Below are 15,609 nucleotides of genomic sequence, written 5' to 3'. Positions count from 1 at the left end.
GACGCGTGCGCGTGCGACTTAGTCCTTCTTGCTGTCGAGTTGCGGCAGGGCGTCGTCGCTCGAGGCGGTCAGCAGGCCGGCCTTGGCGTACGTCATCAGCTTCTCGCGGGTGTCGACGATGTCGAGCGTGCGCATCGTGAGCTGACCGATACGATCGAGCGGCGTGAAGACCGAGTCGCCCTTTTCCATCGTCAGGCGTTCCGGCTTGTACGTGAGGTTAGGCGACTTGGTGTCGAGCAGCGAGTAGTCGTTGCCGCGGCGCAGTTCAATGGTCACTTCGCCGGTCACGGCGCGCGCCACCCAGCGCTGCGCCGTCTCGCGCAGCATGATCGCCTGCGGGTCGAACCAGCGGCCCTGGTACAGCAGGCGGCCCAGGCGGCGACCGTTCTCGCGATACTGCTCGATGGTGTCTTCGTTGTGGATGCCGGTGACCAGACGCTCATAAGCGATGAACAGCAGCGCGAGGCCCGGGGCTTCATAGATGCCGCGGCTCTTGGCTTCGATGATGCGGTTCTCGATCTGGTCACTCATGCCGAGGCCGTGACGACCGCCGATACGGTTGGCTTCCTCGAACAGTTCGACCGGATTGGCGAACGTCTTGCCGTTGAGCGCGACCGGCTGGCCTTCCTCGAAGCGCACGGTGACTTCTTCGGCCTTGATCGCGCAATCGTCGCGCCAGAACGGCACACCCATGATCGGCTGCACGATCTTGATGCCCGAATTCAGATGCTCGAGGTCCTTCGCCTCATGCGTGGCGCCCAGCATGTTCGAGTCGGTCGAATAGGCCTTCTCGACCGACATCTTGTAATCGAAGCCGTTGGCGATCAGGAATTCCGACATTTCCTTGCGGCCGCCGAGTTCGTCGATGAACGTCTGGTCCAGCCACGGCTTGTAGATCTGCAGGCCCGGATTGGTCAAGAGACCGTACCGGTAGAAGCGCTCGATATCATTGCCCTTGAACGTGCTTCCATCGCCCCAGATATTGACGCCATCTTCCTTCATTGCTGCCACGAGCATCGTGCCCGTGACGGCGCGGCCGATCGGCGTGGTGTTGAAGTACGTGACACCGGCCGTGGAGATGTGGAACGCGCCCGATTGCAGGGCGGCAATGCCTTCGGCCACGAGTTGCGCACGGCAGTCCACGAGGCGGGCGTTTTCGGCGCCGTAAGCCATGGCGCGGCGCGGGATATCGTCGTAGTCGGGTTCGTCCGGCTGACCCAGATTGGCCGTGTAAGCGTAGGGAATCGCGCCCTTCTTGCGCATCCAAAGCAGCGCAGCGCTGGTGTCGAGACCGCCCGAAAAGGCGATGCCGACCCGTTGTCCCGTGGGAATGTGTTGCAGAATCGTGGTCATCGGCGTGAAAAAGCTGGGTTTTTAACCTGTCAAGTATCCCCGTCCGGCCTATGGGTGGTCAAGTCTGACGGCCGATTCCCCCAACTCCGCCCATTCCCGCGCGAGGGAAACGCCGTATCACCACTGCATGCCGGCGGTATTGCACGCGGAAGACAAAAAGTCGGAAAACGCCCGAATCACCAGCGATGCCTGACGATGCTGCGGGTAGACGACGTGAATGGCCGACGCCGTGGGTGCGAAGTCGTCGAGCACCGTCACCAGCTGGCCGCTCAGCAACGCCGGCGCGACGATGAACACCGGCAGCCAGGTCAAGCCGAGCCCGGCGACCGCCGCGTCGCGCGCCAGTTCGCCGTTGTTGACCCGCAGCCGGCCGCTGACCGGGACGTCGATCGGATGCCCGTCGCGCAGGAAGTTCCAGCTCACACGCTGGCTGTGGCCATAGGGCAGCAGGGCGTGCTCACGCAGGTCCTCGGGCGTCTGCGGCGTGCCATGGGCTTCCAGGTAGCGCGGGCTCGCGCAAGTCACCATGCGCATGGGCGCGATGGTGCGCCCGATCAGCGACGAATCGGCCAACGCACCGATGCGCACGGCCACGTCATAGCCTTCAGCGATGATGTCCACCGTCCGGTCATTGAGTTCGAGCTCGATCGTGACGTCCGGATACGTCGTCAGAAACGACGGGATGACGGAATTCAGGAACATCGTGCCGAACGACATCGGCGCCGACACTCGCAGATTCCCGCGCGGGCGCTCGCCCTGGCTGCTCACGGCAAGGTTGGCGGCTTCCACGTCGTCGAGAATGCGACGCGCGCGCTCGTAATAGATGCGTCCGAGATCGGTCACGGCGAGCCGTCGGGTAGTGCGCAACAGCAGCCGCACGCCGAGCGCCTGTTCGAGCGACGAGATCCGACGGCTCACGAACTGCTTCGACAGCCCCAGACGCGTTGCCGCCCCGGTAAAACTCATGGCGTCCACGGCCGTCACGAAAATGCGCATGTCGTCGAGCAGATCCATCGGCAAGATTCCCGTCGTAAGAAAGATTCGGGTGACAACCACGAGTTTTGGCGGGCCATTGTCACCCAGGACCTGACAATCATAGCCGACGCGGCGGCACGACGCCGTGGAGCTGCCGCGTCTGGCGCATGGGGCTCAGCGCAGGGCCAAGCGGAGCCCCAGCAGGATCGCCGCGGTGCCCGCCACGGCAAGTGCCGTGGGGCGGTGACCGAAGATGGCCCAGTCGAGAAGCGCGGTCACCACGGGTACGAGATAGAACAGGCTGGTCACGGTGACGAGATTGCCCGACGCAATCATGCGATAGAGCAGCAGCGTGGCGCCCACCGAGATCACGAGTCCCATGTAGAGCAGTGGCAGCCAGAAGCCCCAGGTGCCGTCGACGTGCCACGGTTGCGTGGGGGCGACGAGCAGTGCCATTGCGAACCCGACCGCGTATTGCAGCGGCAGCACGTCGAGGGGTGTCTGGCGCGAGCCTTTTTGCGCGAGCGTGCCGAGCGTCATGCAGGCAAGCGCCGCGAGTGCCCACGCCGAGCCCACCACCGACAGCCGCGCCGACATGAGGCTTTGTGCGACGACCAGCGTCAGGCCGGCAAGGGCCACGGCGAGGCCGGTCAGCCGTCGCCAGCTGTGCGCACGCTCGAGCGCCACGAGCGTGAGAATCGGTTGTACCCCCAGCACCGTTGCCAGCGCGCCAGGGGTGACGCCGTGCGCCAGTGCCAGCAAATACGCGGCCTGATAACCGCCGATGAGCAGCACGGCCGTCCCGGCGACCTGCCAGCGGCTGCCGGCCGCCGGCCACCATTGGCGCCGCGCGAAGGCAACAAGCGTGAGTGCCGCGAGCGCGACGCCGAGCCGGATGACGAGGAACGCGAATGCCGACGCGTGCGTCAGCCCCCATTTGGCGGCGAGTGCGCCGCCACTCCATAGCAGCACGAACAAGAGCGTGGCGCCGTGACGGCGCCACGCGAGACCTGCGGATTGCATCGATCTTCCCCTGTCAGGATGTCCGGCGCGCTACGCACGACGCCTGACGCACGACGCCATCGTCGTCGGGCGACGACGACACGTCATCGCGAGACGAACCAAACGTTGGCGACACGCGGGGCAGCGGGCCGGAATCGAACTTCGAATGTGAAAAGGTGTTGTGTCGGGCGGCGAGCACCCGACGCGCCGGACGTGGCGTCAGGCCACGACGACGCTTGCGACCACTGCGGCGGGCGGTGCCACGCCGCACGGCGGGGGAGGTGCGATACCTGCCACCGCCACGCCCTGTCCGTGCAGACGAGCGCCTACCCCGCGCAGCGGCGGCGATACAGCGAGTCGGACGGGCGATCGAGCGGTCATGGATCGATGAAGAGAGTTGGCGCCTGTCACTCGACAGGCGTGCACACACTGTACACGCCGCCGACCGGAGCGGCAAGCCATGAATGGTCGGTGACGGCGAGGTCGTGGGAGCTGCCGGCGTTGGCCACGGAAGTCGAGTTGCCCGTCACGCAGATCGCGCCGCGACTCGCCTCGGGGCCATTGCCTGGGCGTCAGGCCCGATCAGGCGGTCGGCCAGGCGCCGGTGCGTTCGAGCGTGGGCGAGGTCTCTCCGTCGCGCCACGCCGCCGGCAGCGCGCGTTGCACCCGACGAACTTCACGCACGTGAAGACGCACAAGTCGCTGCGCCCCTTCGAAGCCGCTCTGCATTTCGTCTTGCCAAAGAATTTCCGCGTCGCCCGCCACGTGAAGGAAATCGCCCGAGGCGAAGTCGACGAACAGCAGTCCGGCGCGCGGGTTGGCATACAGGTTGCCGAGCGTGTTGTAGTAAGCGTTGCCGCGGAAATCCGGCCACGTGAGCGTGTTGGCGTCGTCAACGCGCACGAAGCCCGGCTTGCCGCCCCGATGCGAGACGTCGGTGCCGGCGCTGCGTTCGGTCGCGTCATCACCCGCGTAATGCGTGGCGATGAAGAAGGTGTCGGCGCACGCGATCTGCCACCGGGCGTCGTCGTCGAGCGACGGCTGCGGCAATTCCGCCAACGGCGGCGCCTCATGCCGTTGCGACGTGATCTCGCGCTTGCGAATGTACTGAGGACAGTTGCCGAAGCTCTGTGCAACGCGGATCGCAAAGCCGCGGTCATCCACGTCGAAGACGCGCCCGTTGACGCGATTGCGCCGTCGCGTCGACGGTTCGATCCCGAGCAGTCCGACCGACGCGGCCGGCGTCACCGCGCGGTGCAGCGGGTCGGTCGTGGGCGGGAGCGCGTTCACGCGCAGCACCGTGGGGTCCGGCGACATGGCGAAGCCGGGCGTGCCGCTCAGGAGCGTTGCCCACGGCTGTCCGTGAGCGTCGAGCGCGCCCATCGCCAGAAAGGGCAGTTGCGGGAAGAACTGACGATGTTGCTCCGGCATCGCTGCGCGAATCACGCGCGCACCGACCTCGGCCATGGCGTCGCGCGAGCCGGCCAGAGTCTGCACGGCCAGCTCGCCAGCGTGGAACGGTTGCACTGCCGACGCGGCCGGTGTCGCCGGCATCGGGGAAAGCTCGGGCGCGTTCATGTCTTCCTCCCGGGACTCAGGCGGCGTTCAGGCCGCATGCCGAGGCGGCCATCGGCACGAAGCGCGGAAGGGCGGCCACGCGGGCAAGCCAGGCGCGTACGGAAGGATAGGGGGCGAGGTTCACGTTGCCTTCCGGCGCATGCGCGATGTAGGCGTAACACGCAACGTCTGCGATCGTCGCGGTGTCGCCGGCGAGAAACGAGGTCCCGTGCGGGGCGGCGAGATGCGCTTCCATGCGCGAGAGCAGCAACGCAGCGCGTTCGATCATTGCGCGCGTATCGACATCGCGCTTGAAGACCTCTGCGACCCGGGCCGCGGCGGGGCCGAAGGCGATATCGCCTGCCGCGACCGACAGCCAGCGCTGCACGCGGGCAGCGGCCACGGGGTCACGCGGCAGCCAGACGCCCTCCGGATCATAGCGATTCGCAAGGTAGACGAGGATGGCGTTCGAGTCGGCGAGCAGCATCCCGTCGTCGTCGATCGCGGGCACCTGGCCGAACGGGCTGATGGCGAGAAACGCCGGCTGCTTGTGCTCGGCGGCAGCGAAATCGATCTCCACGGTCTCGAACGGCAGGTCGAGCAGACTCAACATCAACTCCACTCGATGACAGTGTCCGGAGAGTACGTGCCGATACAGGCGAATGGGCCGGGCGGGCCGCACGGTGGGGGGTATCGTCGCTTCAACGGAATGGGGCATGGGAGATCTCCGGTAGTGAGGGGCCGGCGTCGTGTCGCAACGCGAATCGACGACCGATGCCCCGATTCTCCATCCGACCGAATTCTGGATAAATACCGCGAAGTTGATTTGACTACTCCGATAATCGGAGTAATGATGCGCGGCATGGATAAACTTCGTGCCATGCAGACGTTCGTCGCTATCGTCGATCAGGGCAGCCTGAGCGCCGCTGCGCGCGCGCTCGACGCGTCGCTTCCTGCCGTGGTTCGCACATTGGCGGCGCTCGAGGCGTCGCTGGACGTTCGCCTGCTCAACCGCACCACACGGCGTCTGGCGCTTACCGAAGAAGGGCGCAGCTATCTGGAGACGTGCCGTCAGATCCTGAGCGAGTTGCACGAGGCCGAGGCACGCCTTGCGGCGCGGCACGAGGCCCCCAGCGGCACGCTCGTGGTGACCGCCCCCGTGCTTTTCGGGCAACTGCACGTGGCGCCCGCGCTGCAGCGCTTCCTGCGCGCGTACCCGGCCGTCAAATGCCGTCTGCTGCTCAACGATCGCGTGGTCAACCTGTGGGAAGCGGGTATCGACGTTGGCATTCGCATTTCTCCGCTGGACGACTCGACCCTCGTTGCCCAGGGGATCGGTGCGATTCGACGTGTCGTCGTGGCGAGTCCGGCGTGCATTGCGGAGCAGGGCGAGGTCACGCATCCGCGCGATCTTGCGAGCAAGAACTGTATCCGCTCTCACGGCGGCGGCTACGGACAGTGGCGATTCTGGGAGAACGGACGGGAATATGCCGTGGCCGTCGACGGCAATCTGGAAGTCAATCACGGCCTCACTGCGGTCGAGGCGTGCCTGAACGGCGTGGGCTATGGATGCTTCCTGTCGTATCAGGTTGCGGCGCCGCTGGCCGACGGGCGGCTGGTGCGGGTGCTCCAGGCATTCGAAGGTCCGGCGCGGCCGGTCAACATCGTGTATCCGCACGCGCGATTGTTGCCGTCGCGCACGCGGGCGTTCGTCGAATGGATGAAGCGGGAACTGCGAGACGTGCCGATGATGTGAGCGGCTCGCCGTTCGCCCGGCAGGCCGAGATGGGGGCGTCAGAGAAAAGAACGCGGAAAGCGACAGGGCCGCTTCCCGCTTAAAAAGCCCGCCGACGCCAACCGGCGGGCCGCTTCGTTCCTCGTCAAATCAGTCGCGGTCGTAGTCGCGGCGCCAGCCACGATGCCAGCCGCGATCGTGACGCTCTTCCCAGCGGCGCTCGCGCCAGTCGTCCCAACGATCGCGACCGTAGTACACCACCGGGCTGGGCGCTTCATACACGCGAGGCTGCACGTAGACCGGTTGCGGCGGTTCGACGTACACCGGCGCGGCAACGACCGGTGCCGGTACGCCGAGATAGAGACCGACATCCACGCGGGCCGAGGCGGCCGTCGAGGCGACGGCGGCCGCAGCGCCGAGGGCAGCGATGATGAGAATGCGTTTCATGGTGTCCTCCACCAAAGAGCGCGCTGTCGAGACAGCGTGCGTGGGCAATGAAGCCGGTAAGTCGGATGGGTTCGCGAAGGGGAGGCGTTGTCGTGGAAACCCTGCACACACATCGTCGAACCGTTGATGCCAGTGTATCGGCGCGATCGCATGGCAGGTGCTACGAGTTTGTCTGGGATGTGTCGTTTTGTAACGCGGCTGGACGCGTTGCACGGCGATACCGCCGGCGCAACGCGTCGTCGATCGGGACGGTTGGCACGGCGCGCAGGCAGGGCTTGGAAAAAACAAAAGGCGTCACGCGAAAACGCGGGACGCCTTGTGCTTTTGTTCGTTGGTAGGCTCGATTGGACTCGAACCAACGACCCCCACCATGTCAAGGTGGTGCTCTAACCAGCTGAGCTACGAGCCTAGAAAGACCGCGAGTATAGGGTGAATTTCCGAGGCTGGCAAGCGTTTCGCGCGATATTTTCGAAAATTCTTCCGGGCGCGCTCATTCGCCGCGCTTTGCCGCGCCACGCTTCGGCTTGATTCTCACCCAAAGGCCTTTGTTGCCGCCCGTGCCCGCCCGCTGCTCGACATCGAACAGGCCGATGGTCGCGACCAGATCGCTCAGCTTGCCGAAGCCGTAGTTGCGCGAGTCGAATTCCGGAGCCTGCTTGGCGATGTGACTGCCGATGGCGCCGAGGCTTGCCCACCCGTCCTCGTCGGAGACGGCGATCACGGCGTTGCGCAGCAGCCGCACCAGCCGGGTGTCGCGCTTGAGCTCCGACGCGCTGCGGCGCTTGCGAGGCGCGGGGGCTTCGTCGCCGTCCGGTTCGTCATCCTGACGCAGCAGCTCCGTGTAGATGAACTTGTCGCAGGCGGTGACGAACGGCTGAGGGGTCTTGCGCTCGCCGAAGCCGTAGACGATCAGTCCCTGTTCGCGAATGCGCGAGGCGAGCCGCGTGAAGTCGCTGTCGCTGGAGACGAGGCAGAAGCCGTCGAAGCGCCCCGTATAGAGCAGGTCCATCGCGTCGATGATCATGGCGCTGTCGGTGGCGTTCTTGCCGACGGTATAGCGGAACTGTTGAATCGGCTGGATCGAAAACTCGAGCAGACATTTCTTCCAGCCGTCGAGGTTCGGTTTGGTCCAGTCGCCATAGATGCGCTTCACGCTCGCCACGCCGTATTTGGCAACTTCGGTGAGCAGACCTTCGACGATGGCGGGGGCCGCGTTGTCGGCGTCGATGAGCACGACGAGCGTGGGGCCCTGGGCGGCCACGGGCGTTGTCACTGGCATGGCGGGGTTCCTTGAATGCGAAAACCTCTCGCGCGGTGTCGCGCGAGAGGTCTCATTATCACCCGGAACGATGGCCGTCATGTCACCGGCGCGGTGTCGGGCGCGGTCAGCGCCCGCGTGCATCTCCCAGCGGCGCGAACCACAGCACGGCAATGCCCACGAGCAGACTCGCCGCGGCGAACAGCAGGCCTGAGGTGAACGAGTGCGTCCAGTCCCTGAGCGCGCCCACGACAATCGGGCTGAGCCCCGAACCGAGATTACCGACGGCGTTGATGACGGCAAGGCCAAGCGCGCGCGTGTGCGGCGCGAGGTTGCGATCGGGCACGGTCCAGAAGATCGCCATGGCCGTGTAGGCGCCTGTCGAGGCCATCGCCACACCCGCGAGTCGTACCGACGGTTCCGGTGCAAAACACGTCACCACCCAGCCGGCGGCGGAGAACAACATCGGCAGCACGAGGTGCCAGCGCCGCTCCTGGAGCCGGTCCGAGCGGCGTCCCCACCAGATCATGCCGGCGATAGTGCACACGGAGGGAATCGCCGCGAGCAGGCCGATGGTCACGTTGCTGCTGGTCGTGCCGAAGCTCTTCACGATCTGCGGAATCCACAGCGAGGCGAGCGAGAGCGTGTTGACCAGACAGAAATACCCGAGCGCGAACTTCGCCACGCTCGGCGTGAGGATGGCGCGCCACATGCCGGTGTTCTGCTCCGATGCGGCGTGTCCCCGTGTGGCCACGACGGCGGCGCGATCGCGCGCCAGCATGGCGTCGAGCGCACGCTTCTCGGTGGGGCTTAGCCAGCGCGCGTCGGCAGGTTTGTCGTCGAGATACCACCAGGTCACCACGCCGAGCAACACGGTCGGCAGTCCTTCGAGCACGAACAGCCATTGCCAGCCGGCAAGGCCGCCCACGCCGTCGAGGCGCAACAGGTAGCCCGACGCCGCCGCGCCGAGCGCCGACGTCACCGGCATGGCGATCATGAACCACGCGTTCGCGCGCGCACGGGCGGCCGAAGGAAACCAGTCACCCATGTACAGCAGCATGCCCGGCAGAAAGCCCGCTTCGGTGATGCCGACGATGGCGCGAATGAGATAAAGACTCGTGGCGTCATGCGCGAACATGGTCGCGCTCGACGCCAGTCCCCACGCAATCAGGATCGCCCCGATCCAGCGGCGCGCGCCGAACTTCACGAGCATCAGATTGCTCGGCACGCCGCAGAGCACGTACGTCAGATAGAACACGGTCGAGGCCATGCCGAACATCGTGCTGGTGAGCCCGAGGTCCTGACTCATCGTGAGGGCGGCAAAGCCGACATTGATGCGGTCGAGAAACGAAAACAGGAAAAGGACGAAGAGAAATCCGAGCAGGCGACGCGAGATCTTGCGAACCACATGGCGTTCGAGATCCGTGTCATGCACGGCATGTGAGGCGGTTGCGGCGCCATCCTGGGCGCCAGGCAGCGATGCCGAAGGGGCGGATACGGCGATGCCGCCGCCGGAATGGGCGGCAGAGGGGGTACGACTCATGATGGGTGTCTTCTCCAACGCTCCCCGCCTTGGCTGTGAGATGGCGGTGTTATGAAAACGGGCCCGCCGTCGAGGGCGGGCGCCGAAGGGAACGATGCGGGTATGGGCGGGGGCGAGTCGCTCAGTGCTGTGTGCTGCGCGCGGCCTGCTCGATGAGATGCAGCACGCGAGGCGCGTCCTGGATCTCGTTGGCCAGCAGCAGCGCGACCTTGGCGAGCAAGCGCTCGCGCTCGTCGTCGGGCGCGTCGTCGATGGCCAGGGCAAGCGCATCGTAGATCGCTTCGAGGCCCGCGATGTCGGTGTGTGGGGTGGTCATGATGAAGCTTCCTTGAGTAGCGTGGCGGCTCACGAGCGGGCCGTCGCCTTGGCGAGGGCGCTGGCGAGGCGCGCGGCGTCCAGGCGTTGCCAGCGGGCGCAAATGTGGTGATCGGGTCGCACGAGGTACGCCGTGCCGTCGGCCGCGCCATATTTGGCGGCGGCGTGCCCGTTCGCATCGCGCAACGTGAGGTCGGCGCCGGCCACGGCGTGGAGCGAGCCGGAAAGTGCGACGACCGTGATCGGTACGCCGCGTTCGCGCCAGGTGGCGACTTCATGGCGCAGCACGTCGTCGAGCGGCGCGTCGCCGAACGTCAGCAGATGGAACGCGGCGCCAAGGTGGTCATACAGGTAGTCGTTTTCGCCGAGCCGCAGATTCGGCGCCGGGGCGCCCACGCATGGGCCGCCAGGCATCCTGGCGTTGTCGTCGTCGGGACTGTTGAGCGGCGAGTCGCGGTAGTCATGCGCGCGCGACGTACGCCAGTGAAACAGCGGGCGCACGAAATCGTGCGTCAGCGAGAGATCGAGCACGGCGTCGCGCAGCAGACGAAAGCCATGCGATGGCGGCGTCATGAAGCGCGTGCTCTTGCCCGCTTCCGAGATGATCTCGCGCGCGGCGCCCACGCGATCGTGCGTGTACGACGCCAGCAGTTCGGGCGGGGCGGCGCCTCGCGCCACGGCAGCGAGCTTCCACGACAGATCGATGGCGTCCTGAAACCCGGTGTTGGCGCCGCGTACGCCGAAGATCGGCAGCAGGTGCGCCGCATCGCCCGCAAACAGCACGCGGCCATGCACGTAGTCGGGCAGCGTGAGCGCGCGTGCCGAATAGACCGAGCACCAGTCGAGCTCCCATGGCGTGCCGCCCAGTCCCATCATGTCGAGTTGTGCGTTGATTCGCTCGCGGATGGTCTCGGGCTCGAGCGCGTGCTCCGACGATTCGGACGCCGGCAACTGGTAGTCCACGCGCCAGATGCCGTCGGGTTCGCGATGCATGAGCACCGTATTTCCCGGGTTCCAGTCCGGCGCGAAGTAGGCCAGGCGCTCGGTCGGCAGATCGAGGTCGATGCGAATGTCCGCAATGACGAAACGGCCTTCGTAGCTCGCCCCTTCGAAGCGCAGGCCCAGCGCCGTGCGCACGGTCGAGCGGGCGCCGTCGGCGGCCACCAGCCAGCCGGTGCGCTGCGTATATTCGCCCTCGGGCGTATCGATCCGCAGTGCGACGCCGTTCGCGTCCTGCGTGAGTCCGACGAGCTTGTTGCCCCAGCGCATCTCGACGAGCGGCTCGCGCTCGATGGCGTCGACCAGGTAGCTCTCGAGCACGTTCTGTTGGAGATTGATGAGCGGTGCGAAACGGTCGTCCTCGTCGACCGGCGATTCCATGCGGAACACGCGCTGGCCGCGATAGTACGAATTGCCGCTCGTCCAAGGCAGTCCCTTGGCCACGACGGCATCGGCCACGCCCACCGCTTGCAGAATCTCCTGCGAGCGGCGCGTGAAGACGATGGCGCGGCTGCCTTCCGAGACTTGCTGCTCGGCCTGCAACACCACGCAGCGCACGCCGTGACGTGCAAGCGCGAGTGCCGTGACCATGCCGATCGGGCCGCCGCCGACGATCGTGACGGGGACGGTGCCGTTCCCGCCGGCGTCGGCCGCTCTGGCGTTGCCCGTCGCGAGGGATGCCGGAGCATAGTGGGGATAGACGCGATACGTGTGATAAAGCGACGCGCGCGGGGTGGTCTCTGGTCGATGCATGGTGCGGCACCTGAAAAGCCGCTCGGCGCGCGGGGCGTGGCGTCTCGTGTCAGCGGGGAGACAGCAGCCGCACCTTGCGCAAATGACGTGAGGCGTCATCGAGCATTTAGTTGCTAACACAACCATTCTAGTGTGATAAGGTTGCGTTCGCAACCAAATATCGACCCCTTTCGACTAGGGGAAAACACTGAAATGCGGCTAGCCCATAAAACGCTCGATCAGTTCCTGACCTACAAGATGCACCGTCTGATGAAGCAGCACGACAAGCGCATCGCGCAGTCGTACGCCGAGACCGCGCAGCTCAGCCTGGCCGAGTCACGCGTGCTCGCGGCGGTGGGCACGGCGGGCGCGTTGTCGAACTCGGAGCTGGCGCGCCGCGCGAATCTGGACAAGAGCCAGGCGAGTCGCGGTGCGGACGGATTGGTTTCGCGCGGACTGGTGCGGCGCTCGCCTGACGAGCACGATGGTCGCGCGGTCAAGGTCACGCTCACGCCGGACGGCGAGCGCGTCTGGCGCGTGGTGATCGATGCGGCGCGCGCGCACTACGAGCGCTTGTTCGAGGCGCTTACGGACGAGGAGATGCGCGTCTACGAAACGCTGCTCGACAAATTGCTTGTGCGCTCCGACGAACTCGACGATCAGACTTGAGCCGCCAAAGTGAAGATGAAAAAAGGGCGCCCCGGCGCCCTTTTTCAATGCCGGCGACGTGCACCGGCCGCGCACGCCGCGCATACGATTCATCCGAAGATCAGGCAAACGACAACGTCTTCGTCAGGTCGCCCGGCGGCATGGCCCCGCGAGCGGCGAACGCCGCATTGCGATGCGCGATGCCTTCGAGCGTGGGCAGATCGTACAGGCGCGTGATGAAGCGCAGGATAGACGTGGTGTCGTAGAACGTGTGATCGACGTTGCCGCGCCGCGCGAACGGCGAGACCACGATGGCGGGGATGCGCGAGCCCGGGCCCCAGCGGTCGCCCTTCGGCGGCGCCACGTGATCCCACCAGCCGCCGTTCTCGTCATACGTAATCACGACCAGCATGTTCTGCCATTGCGGCGACTTCATCAGGTGCGCGAGCACGTTGCCCACGTGCTGATCGCCCGACGCGACATCTGAGTAGCCGGCATGCTGGTTCAGGTTGCCCTGCGGCTTGTAAAACGTCACGGCCGGGAGCTTGCCCGCGACCACATCGGCGAGGAATCTGTTCGAGATCGGGCTGTCGCCTTCGCCGCCGTCGCGCAGGTGTTCCGCTCGGGCGGCCGTGCCCGGCGCGAACTGCGCGAAGTAGTTGAACGGCTGGTGGTGATACTGAAAGTTTGGCTTGTCGGCGCCACCCTTGTGATCGAGCGCGGACTGCCATGCGCCGGCGTACCAGGCCCATGACACTCCCTTCGACGAAAGCAGGTCGCCGATGGTGGCGAAGTTCTGCGGCGGCAGCGTGGCAGGATTCGACGGATCGGCAAAGCGCTTGTCGCCCGAGGCGGCGGGCTTGACCGGGGACGGCTGATACGCGGGCATCATCGTGTTCACGGCAAACCCGTCGGGCGTGATCGCACCGTCGCGCACGAACTTCGGCTTGCCGTCGGCGGCCGAGGCGGGCGACTCCGCGGACACGGCCAGACGCACACCCTGGGGGCCGTCGGCGAGCACGGCAATCTTGTCCCTGGCCGGGCTGCTCTCGGCGTTCGGATAGACGGGCGGACGTGCCGAGACCAGGAACTGGTGGTTGAGGAACGACCCGCCGAAGGCTGCCATGAAGAAGTTGTCGCACATCGTGTACTGCTGCGCGATCTTGTACAGGTCGAGCGTCTTTGCCGTCTCGCCGTAGTAACCCATGACCAGGCCGCCCGAGTCGGCCCATGCGGCGAACTGATTGTTCGCGCCGCCGTTGATCTGCATCTGGTTCTGCCAGAACAGGTGCCACAGATCGCGCGTGATGACCGACTCCGGCAGCAGCTTGCCCTCGGCGTCCTTGAGCATGTAGGGTGCGTTCGGCTGGCGGGGAAGGTCCTTCTCCCCGATGTGATACTTCTTGCCGCCGAGCATTTGCGGGCGTGGCACCAGACCGTCGAAGACCGGCGGCAGCAACGCCATCGGCGTCTTCCCGTCGCGATCGAGCTGCGTGTACGCCGACGCGGGCACTTTCGACAGCGGCTTCTCCACGCCGGGGAAGTCGCCGAAAAGGTTGTTGAAGCTGCGATTCTCCAGGTAGATCACGACCACTGTCTTGATGTTCGCCTTGAGTTGCGCGTCGAACGTGCCGCCCGGCGCGACGGCGGTCGGGGCGCCGGCACCGGTGTCGGTGGCGCAGCCGGCCAGCGCGGTGGTGGCGCCGGCCGCACCGGCCGCGCCGATGGCGGCCAGACCCTGGAGCAGGCGGCGGCGCGACGGGTCCGACGGGTTGTCGTCGTGCGAATCGGCGGCGGGATCGTGGGGCGTGGTGTCGTGCGTCATGGTGTCCTTGGATGTCCTGGTTTGACGTGTCGGGCCGTGAGGCGCGTGCGCGCGAGCGCGACCGGTCGGCAAGGACGGACGTACGAGACCTTGTGCTGCCGGCCGGCCCGGGCGGGCGAGGCAGACGACGTTTTTACGCGGGGATTGTGACAAATGGGTGACATCGCCGGGCTGTCACCGCACGCGTCCCGGCCGTGACCGGGGCGCGACGCCCGGTGTCAGTCCGAAGACGCCCCGGGGGCGGGCGGTGCCGGCGGTTTTGAAGGCGAGGGACGGCGTCCGGGGTAACCGGTGTCCTCGAACAGACCGGTGCGGAACTGTTCGACCAGATCGTCGAGCAGGGCGCGCAGGGCGCTGGGCATTTGCTTGCGCGAGATGTACACGCCGTAGATCGTCATCTCGCGCGGAACGTAGTCGGGCAGCAGGGCGCGCAGGGTGCCGTCGCGCAGATGCGGCAGCGCCGAATAAACGGGCTGAAGGGAAATGCCCGCGCCGGCGAGCGTGGCGGCGAAGACCGCGATGACCTCGTTGGCCGAAAGATTGCCCCCCACGGGCACGCCGAGCGGCGCACCGTTGTGCGTGAACTGCCAGAGACTCTTGCCGAAATACGTGTAGGTCAGGCAGTTGTGAAGCGCGAGGTCCTCCGCCCGTTCGGGGGTGCCGTGACGCTGAAGGTATGAGGGGGCGGCGCAGACTACGGAATGGCAGGTCGCCAGGCGTCTTGCAATGAGACCTGGCGACGGTTCGCTCGTGACCCGAATGGCCAGGTCGATGCGTTCGTCCACCAGGTCGATGGTGCGATCGGCCACGACGAGATCGATCGCCACACCGGGGTGGCGAACGATGAACCGAGTGACGGCCGCCGCCAGGAACGCCTGCGCGAGCGATGTACTGCAGGCCACGCGAAGCAGGCCGCGCGGCGTGCTGTCGGCCTGCGATGCGCAAGCGAGATCGTCCGCGATCCCGAGCATCTCCCGGCAGCGCGGCAGCGCGTCGTTGCCGGCGTCGGTCAGGCTCACCGCGCGGGTCGTTCGGTGCAGCAGCCGGGTACCCAGCCATGCCTCCAACTCCGCCAGATAGCGCGAGACCATCGCTCTCGACATGTCCAGCCGCTGTGCCGCCGCGGTGAGAGAGCCCCGTTCGGCCACCTCCGTGAAGACGCGCATCGCCGTAAGACGGTCCATGATTTGCTCGATCGATGCAACAAAGAGATCGTCATT

The 15,609-nt window shown here is 66.2% G+C and carries 13 protein-coding genes, 1 tRNA gene and 1 pseudogene; 2 read left to right on the top strand and 13 right to left on the bottom strand.

The features are described from left to right. Positions 1–18 precede the first annotated feature (18 nt). The 5 genes from argG to PMO31116_RS06330 all read right to left on the bottom strand — a co-directional run bounded on the left by argG (position 19) and on the right by PMO31116_RS06330 (position 5,581). Complete coding sequence (gene argG, locus PMO31116_RS06350; RefSeq protein ID WP_150565994.1) at positions 19–1,353, bottom strand: argininosuccinate synthase; 1,335 nt, start codon at positions 1,351–1,353, stop codon at positions 19–21. A gap of 117 nt (positions 1,354–1,470) precedes the next feature. After that, entirely contained in the window at positions 1,471–2,367 is an 897-nt protein-coding gene (locus tag PMO31116_RS06345; protein WP_150565993.1) for a LysR family transcriptional regulator, read from the bottom strand. A gap of 135 nt (positions 2,368–2,502) precedes the next feature. Beyond that, positions 2,503–3,351, bottom strand: a complete 849-nt coding sequence (locus PMO31116_RS06340) for a DMT family transporter (RefSeq protein WP_150565992.1) — start codon at positions 3,349–3,351, stop codon at positions 2,503–2,505. A 561-nt stretch (positions 3,352–3,912) separates the two neighbouring features. Then, positions 3,913–4,908, bottom strand: coding sequence for a pyridoxamine 5'-phosphate oxidase family protein (locus PMO31116_RS06335; RefSeq protein ID WP_246185170.1), 996 nt, complete (start codon positions 4,906–4,908; stop codon positions 3,913–3,915). A gap of 16 nt (positions 4,909–4,924) precedes the next feature. After that, positions 4,925–5,581 carry a glutathione S-transferase family protein gene (locus PMO31116_RS06330; RefSeq protein ID WP_425494772.1) on the bottom strand — a complete coding sequence of 219 codons (657 nt, stop codon included), beginning with the start codon at positions 5,579–5,581 and terminating at the stop codon, positions 4,925–4,927. A 168-nt stretch (positions 5,582–5,749) separates the two neighbouring features. Here PMO31116_RS06330 and PMO31116_RS06325 point away from each other — a divergent pair, with 168 nt between their 5' ends. After that, positions 5,750–6,643, top strand: a complete 894-nt coding sequence (locus tag PMO31116_RS06325) for a LysR family transcriptional regulator (RefSeq protein WP_150565990.1) — start codon at positions 5,750–5,752, stop codon at positions 6,641–6,643. 129 nt (positions 6,644–6,772) lie between these two features. Here PMO31116_RS06325 and PMO31116_RS06320 read toward each other — a convergent pair whose 3' ends face one another. From PMO31116_RS06320 to PMO31116_RS06295, 6 genes and pseudogenes are all read right to left on the bottom strand, one after another. Then, positions 6,773–7,069 carry a hypothetical protein gene (locus PMO31116_RS06320; protein ID WP_150565989.1) on the bottom strand — a complete coding sequence of 99 codons (297 nt, stop codon included), beginning with the start codon at positions 7,067–7,069 and terminating at the stop codon, positions 6,773–6,775. Positions 7,070–7,401: 332 nt separating this feature from the next. After that, a tRNA-Val gene (locus PMO31116_RS06315) sits at positions 7,402–7,478 on the bottom strand. A gap of 84 nt (positions 7,479–7,562) precedes the next feature. Further along, a pseudogene (locus tag PMO31116_RS06310) lies at positions 7,563–8,348 on the bottom strand (NYN domain-containing protein); the annotation flags it as partial. A gap of 106 nt (positions 8,349–8,454) precedes the next feature. Beyond that, positions 8,455–9,870: an MFS transporter gene (locus PMO31116_RS06305; RefSeq protein WP_150565987.1), complete on the bottom strand. Its 1,416-nt coding sequence runs from the start codon at positions 9,868–9,870 to the stop codon at positions 8,455–8,457. A gap of 121 nt (positions 9,871–9,991) precedes the next feature. Then, positions 9,992–10,186, bottom strand: a complete 195-nt coding sequence (locus tag PMO31116_RS06300) for a DUF2783 domain-containing protein (RefSeq protein WP_150565986.1) — start codon at positions 10,184–10,186, stop codon at positions 9,992–9,994. 29 nt (positions 10,187–10,215) lie between these two features. Next, positions 10,216–11,937, bottom strand: coding sequence for an FAD-dependent monooxygenase (locus tag PMO31116_RS06295; protein WP_150565985.1), 1,722 nt, complete (start codon positions 11,935–11,937; stop codon positions 10,216–10,218). A gap of 192 nt (positions 11,938–12,129) precedes the next feature. Here PMO31116_RS06295 and PMO31116_RS06290 point away from each other — a divergent pair, with 192 nt between their 5' ends. After that, positions 12,130–12,585 (top strand): MarR family winged helix-turn-helix transcriptional regulator, encoded by a 456-nt coding sequence (locus PMO31116_RS06290; protein ID WP_150565984.1) that lies wholly within the window; start codon positions 12,130–12,132, stop codon positions 12,583–12,585. A gap of 100 nt (positions 12,586–12,685) precedes the next feature. Here the strand turns inward: PMO31116_RS06290 and PMO31116_RS06285 are convergent, their stop codons facing one another. Together PMO31116_RS06285 and PMO31116_RS06280 are read right to left on the bottom strand one after the other, a co-directional pair. Further along, complete coding sequence (locus PMO31116_RS06285; protein WP_150565983.1) at positions 12,686–14,389, bottom strand: acid phosphatase; 1,704 nt, start codon at positions 14,387–14,389, stop codon at positions 12,686–12,688. Between the two features lie 218 nt (positions 14,390–14,607). Then, complete coding sequence (locus tag PMO31116_RS06280) at positions 14,608–15,573, bottom strand: LysR family transcriptional regulator (RefSeq protein ID WP_246185169.1); 966 nt, start codon at positions 15,571–15,573, stop codon at positions 14,608–14,610. Positions 15,574–15,609 lie beyond the last annotated feature (36 nt).

The sequence above is a fragment of the Pandoraea morbifera genome (assembly GCF_902459575.1).
In the GTDB taxonomy this organism is placed as follows: Bacteria; Pseudomonadota; Gammaproteobacteria; order Burkholderiales; family Burkholderiaceae; genus Pandoraea; species Pandoraea morbifera.
Note: the sequence above shows the minus strand (reverse complement) of the source record. Positions and strands in the feature narration are given on the sequence as shown.

Coding starts and splice junctions, on each gene's coding strand:
- PMO31116_RS06295 (WP_150565985.1), bottom strand. CDS start 11,937: ATGCATCGACCAGAGACCACCCCGCGCGCGTCGCTTTATCACACGTAT.
- PMO31116_RS06285 (WP_150565983.1), bottom strand. CDS start 14,389: ATGACGCACGACACCACGCCCCACGATCCCGCCGCCGATTCGCACGAC.
- PMO31116_RS06290 (WP_150565984.1), top strand. CDS start 12,130: ATGCGGCTAGCCCATAAAACGCTCGATCAGTTCCTGACCTACAAGATG.
- PMO31116_RS06305 (WP_150565987.1), bottom strand. CDS start 9,870: ATGAGTCGTACCCCCTCTGCCGCCCATTCCGGCGGCGGCATCGCCGTA.
- PMO31116_RS06325 (WP_150565990.1), top strand. CDS start 5,750: ATGGATAAACTTCGTGCCATGCAGACGTTCGTCGCTATCGTCGATCAG.
- argG (WP_150565994.1), bottom strand. CDS start 1,353: ATGACCACGATTCTGCAACACATTCCCACGGGACAACGGGTCGGCATC.
- PMO31116_RS06345 (WP_150565993.1), bottom strand. CDS start 2,367: ATGGATCTGCTCGACGACATGCGCATTTTCGTGACGGCCGTGGACGCC.
- PMO31116_RS06340 (WP_150565992.1), bottom strand. CDS start 3,351: ATGCAATCCGCAGGTCTCGCGTGGCGCCGTCACGGCGCCACGCTCTTG.
- PMO31116_RS06320 (WP_150565989.1), bottom strand. CDS start 7,069: ATGAAACGCATTCTCATCATCGCTGCCCTCGGCGCTGCGGCCGCCGTC.
- PMO31116_RS06280 (WP_246185169.1), bottom strand. CDS start 15,573: ATGGACCGTCTTACGGCGATGCGCGTCTTCACGGAGGTGGCCGAACGG.
- PMO31116_RS06300 (WP_150565986.1), bottom strand. CDS start 10,186: ATGACCACCCCACACACCGACATCGCGGGCCTCGAAGCGATCTACGAT.
- PMO31116_RS06335 (WP_246185170.1), bottom strand. CDS start 4,908: ATGAACGCGCCCGAGCTTTCCCCGATGCCGGCGACACCGGCCGCGTCG.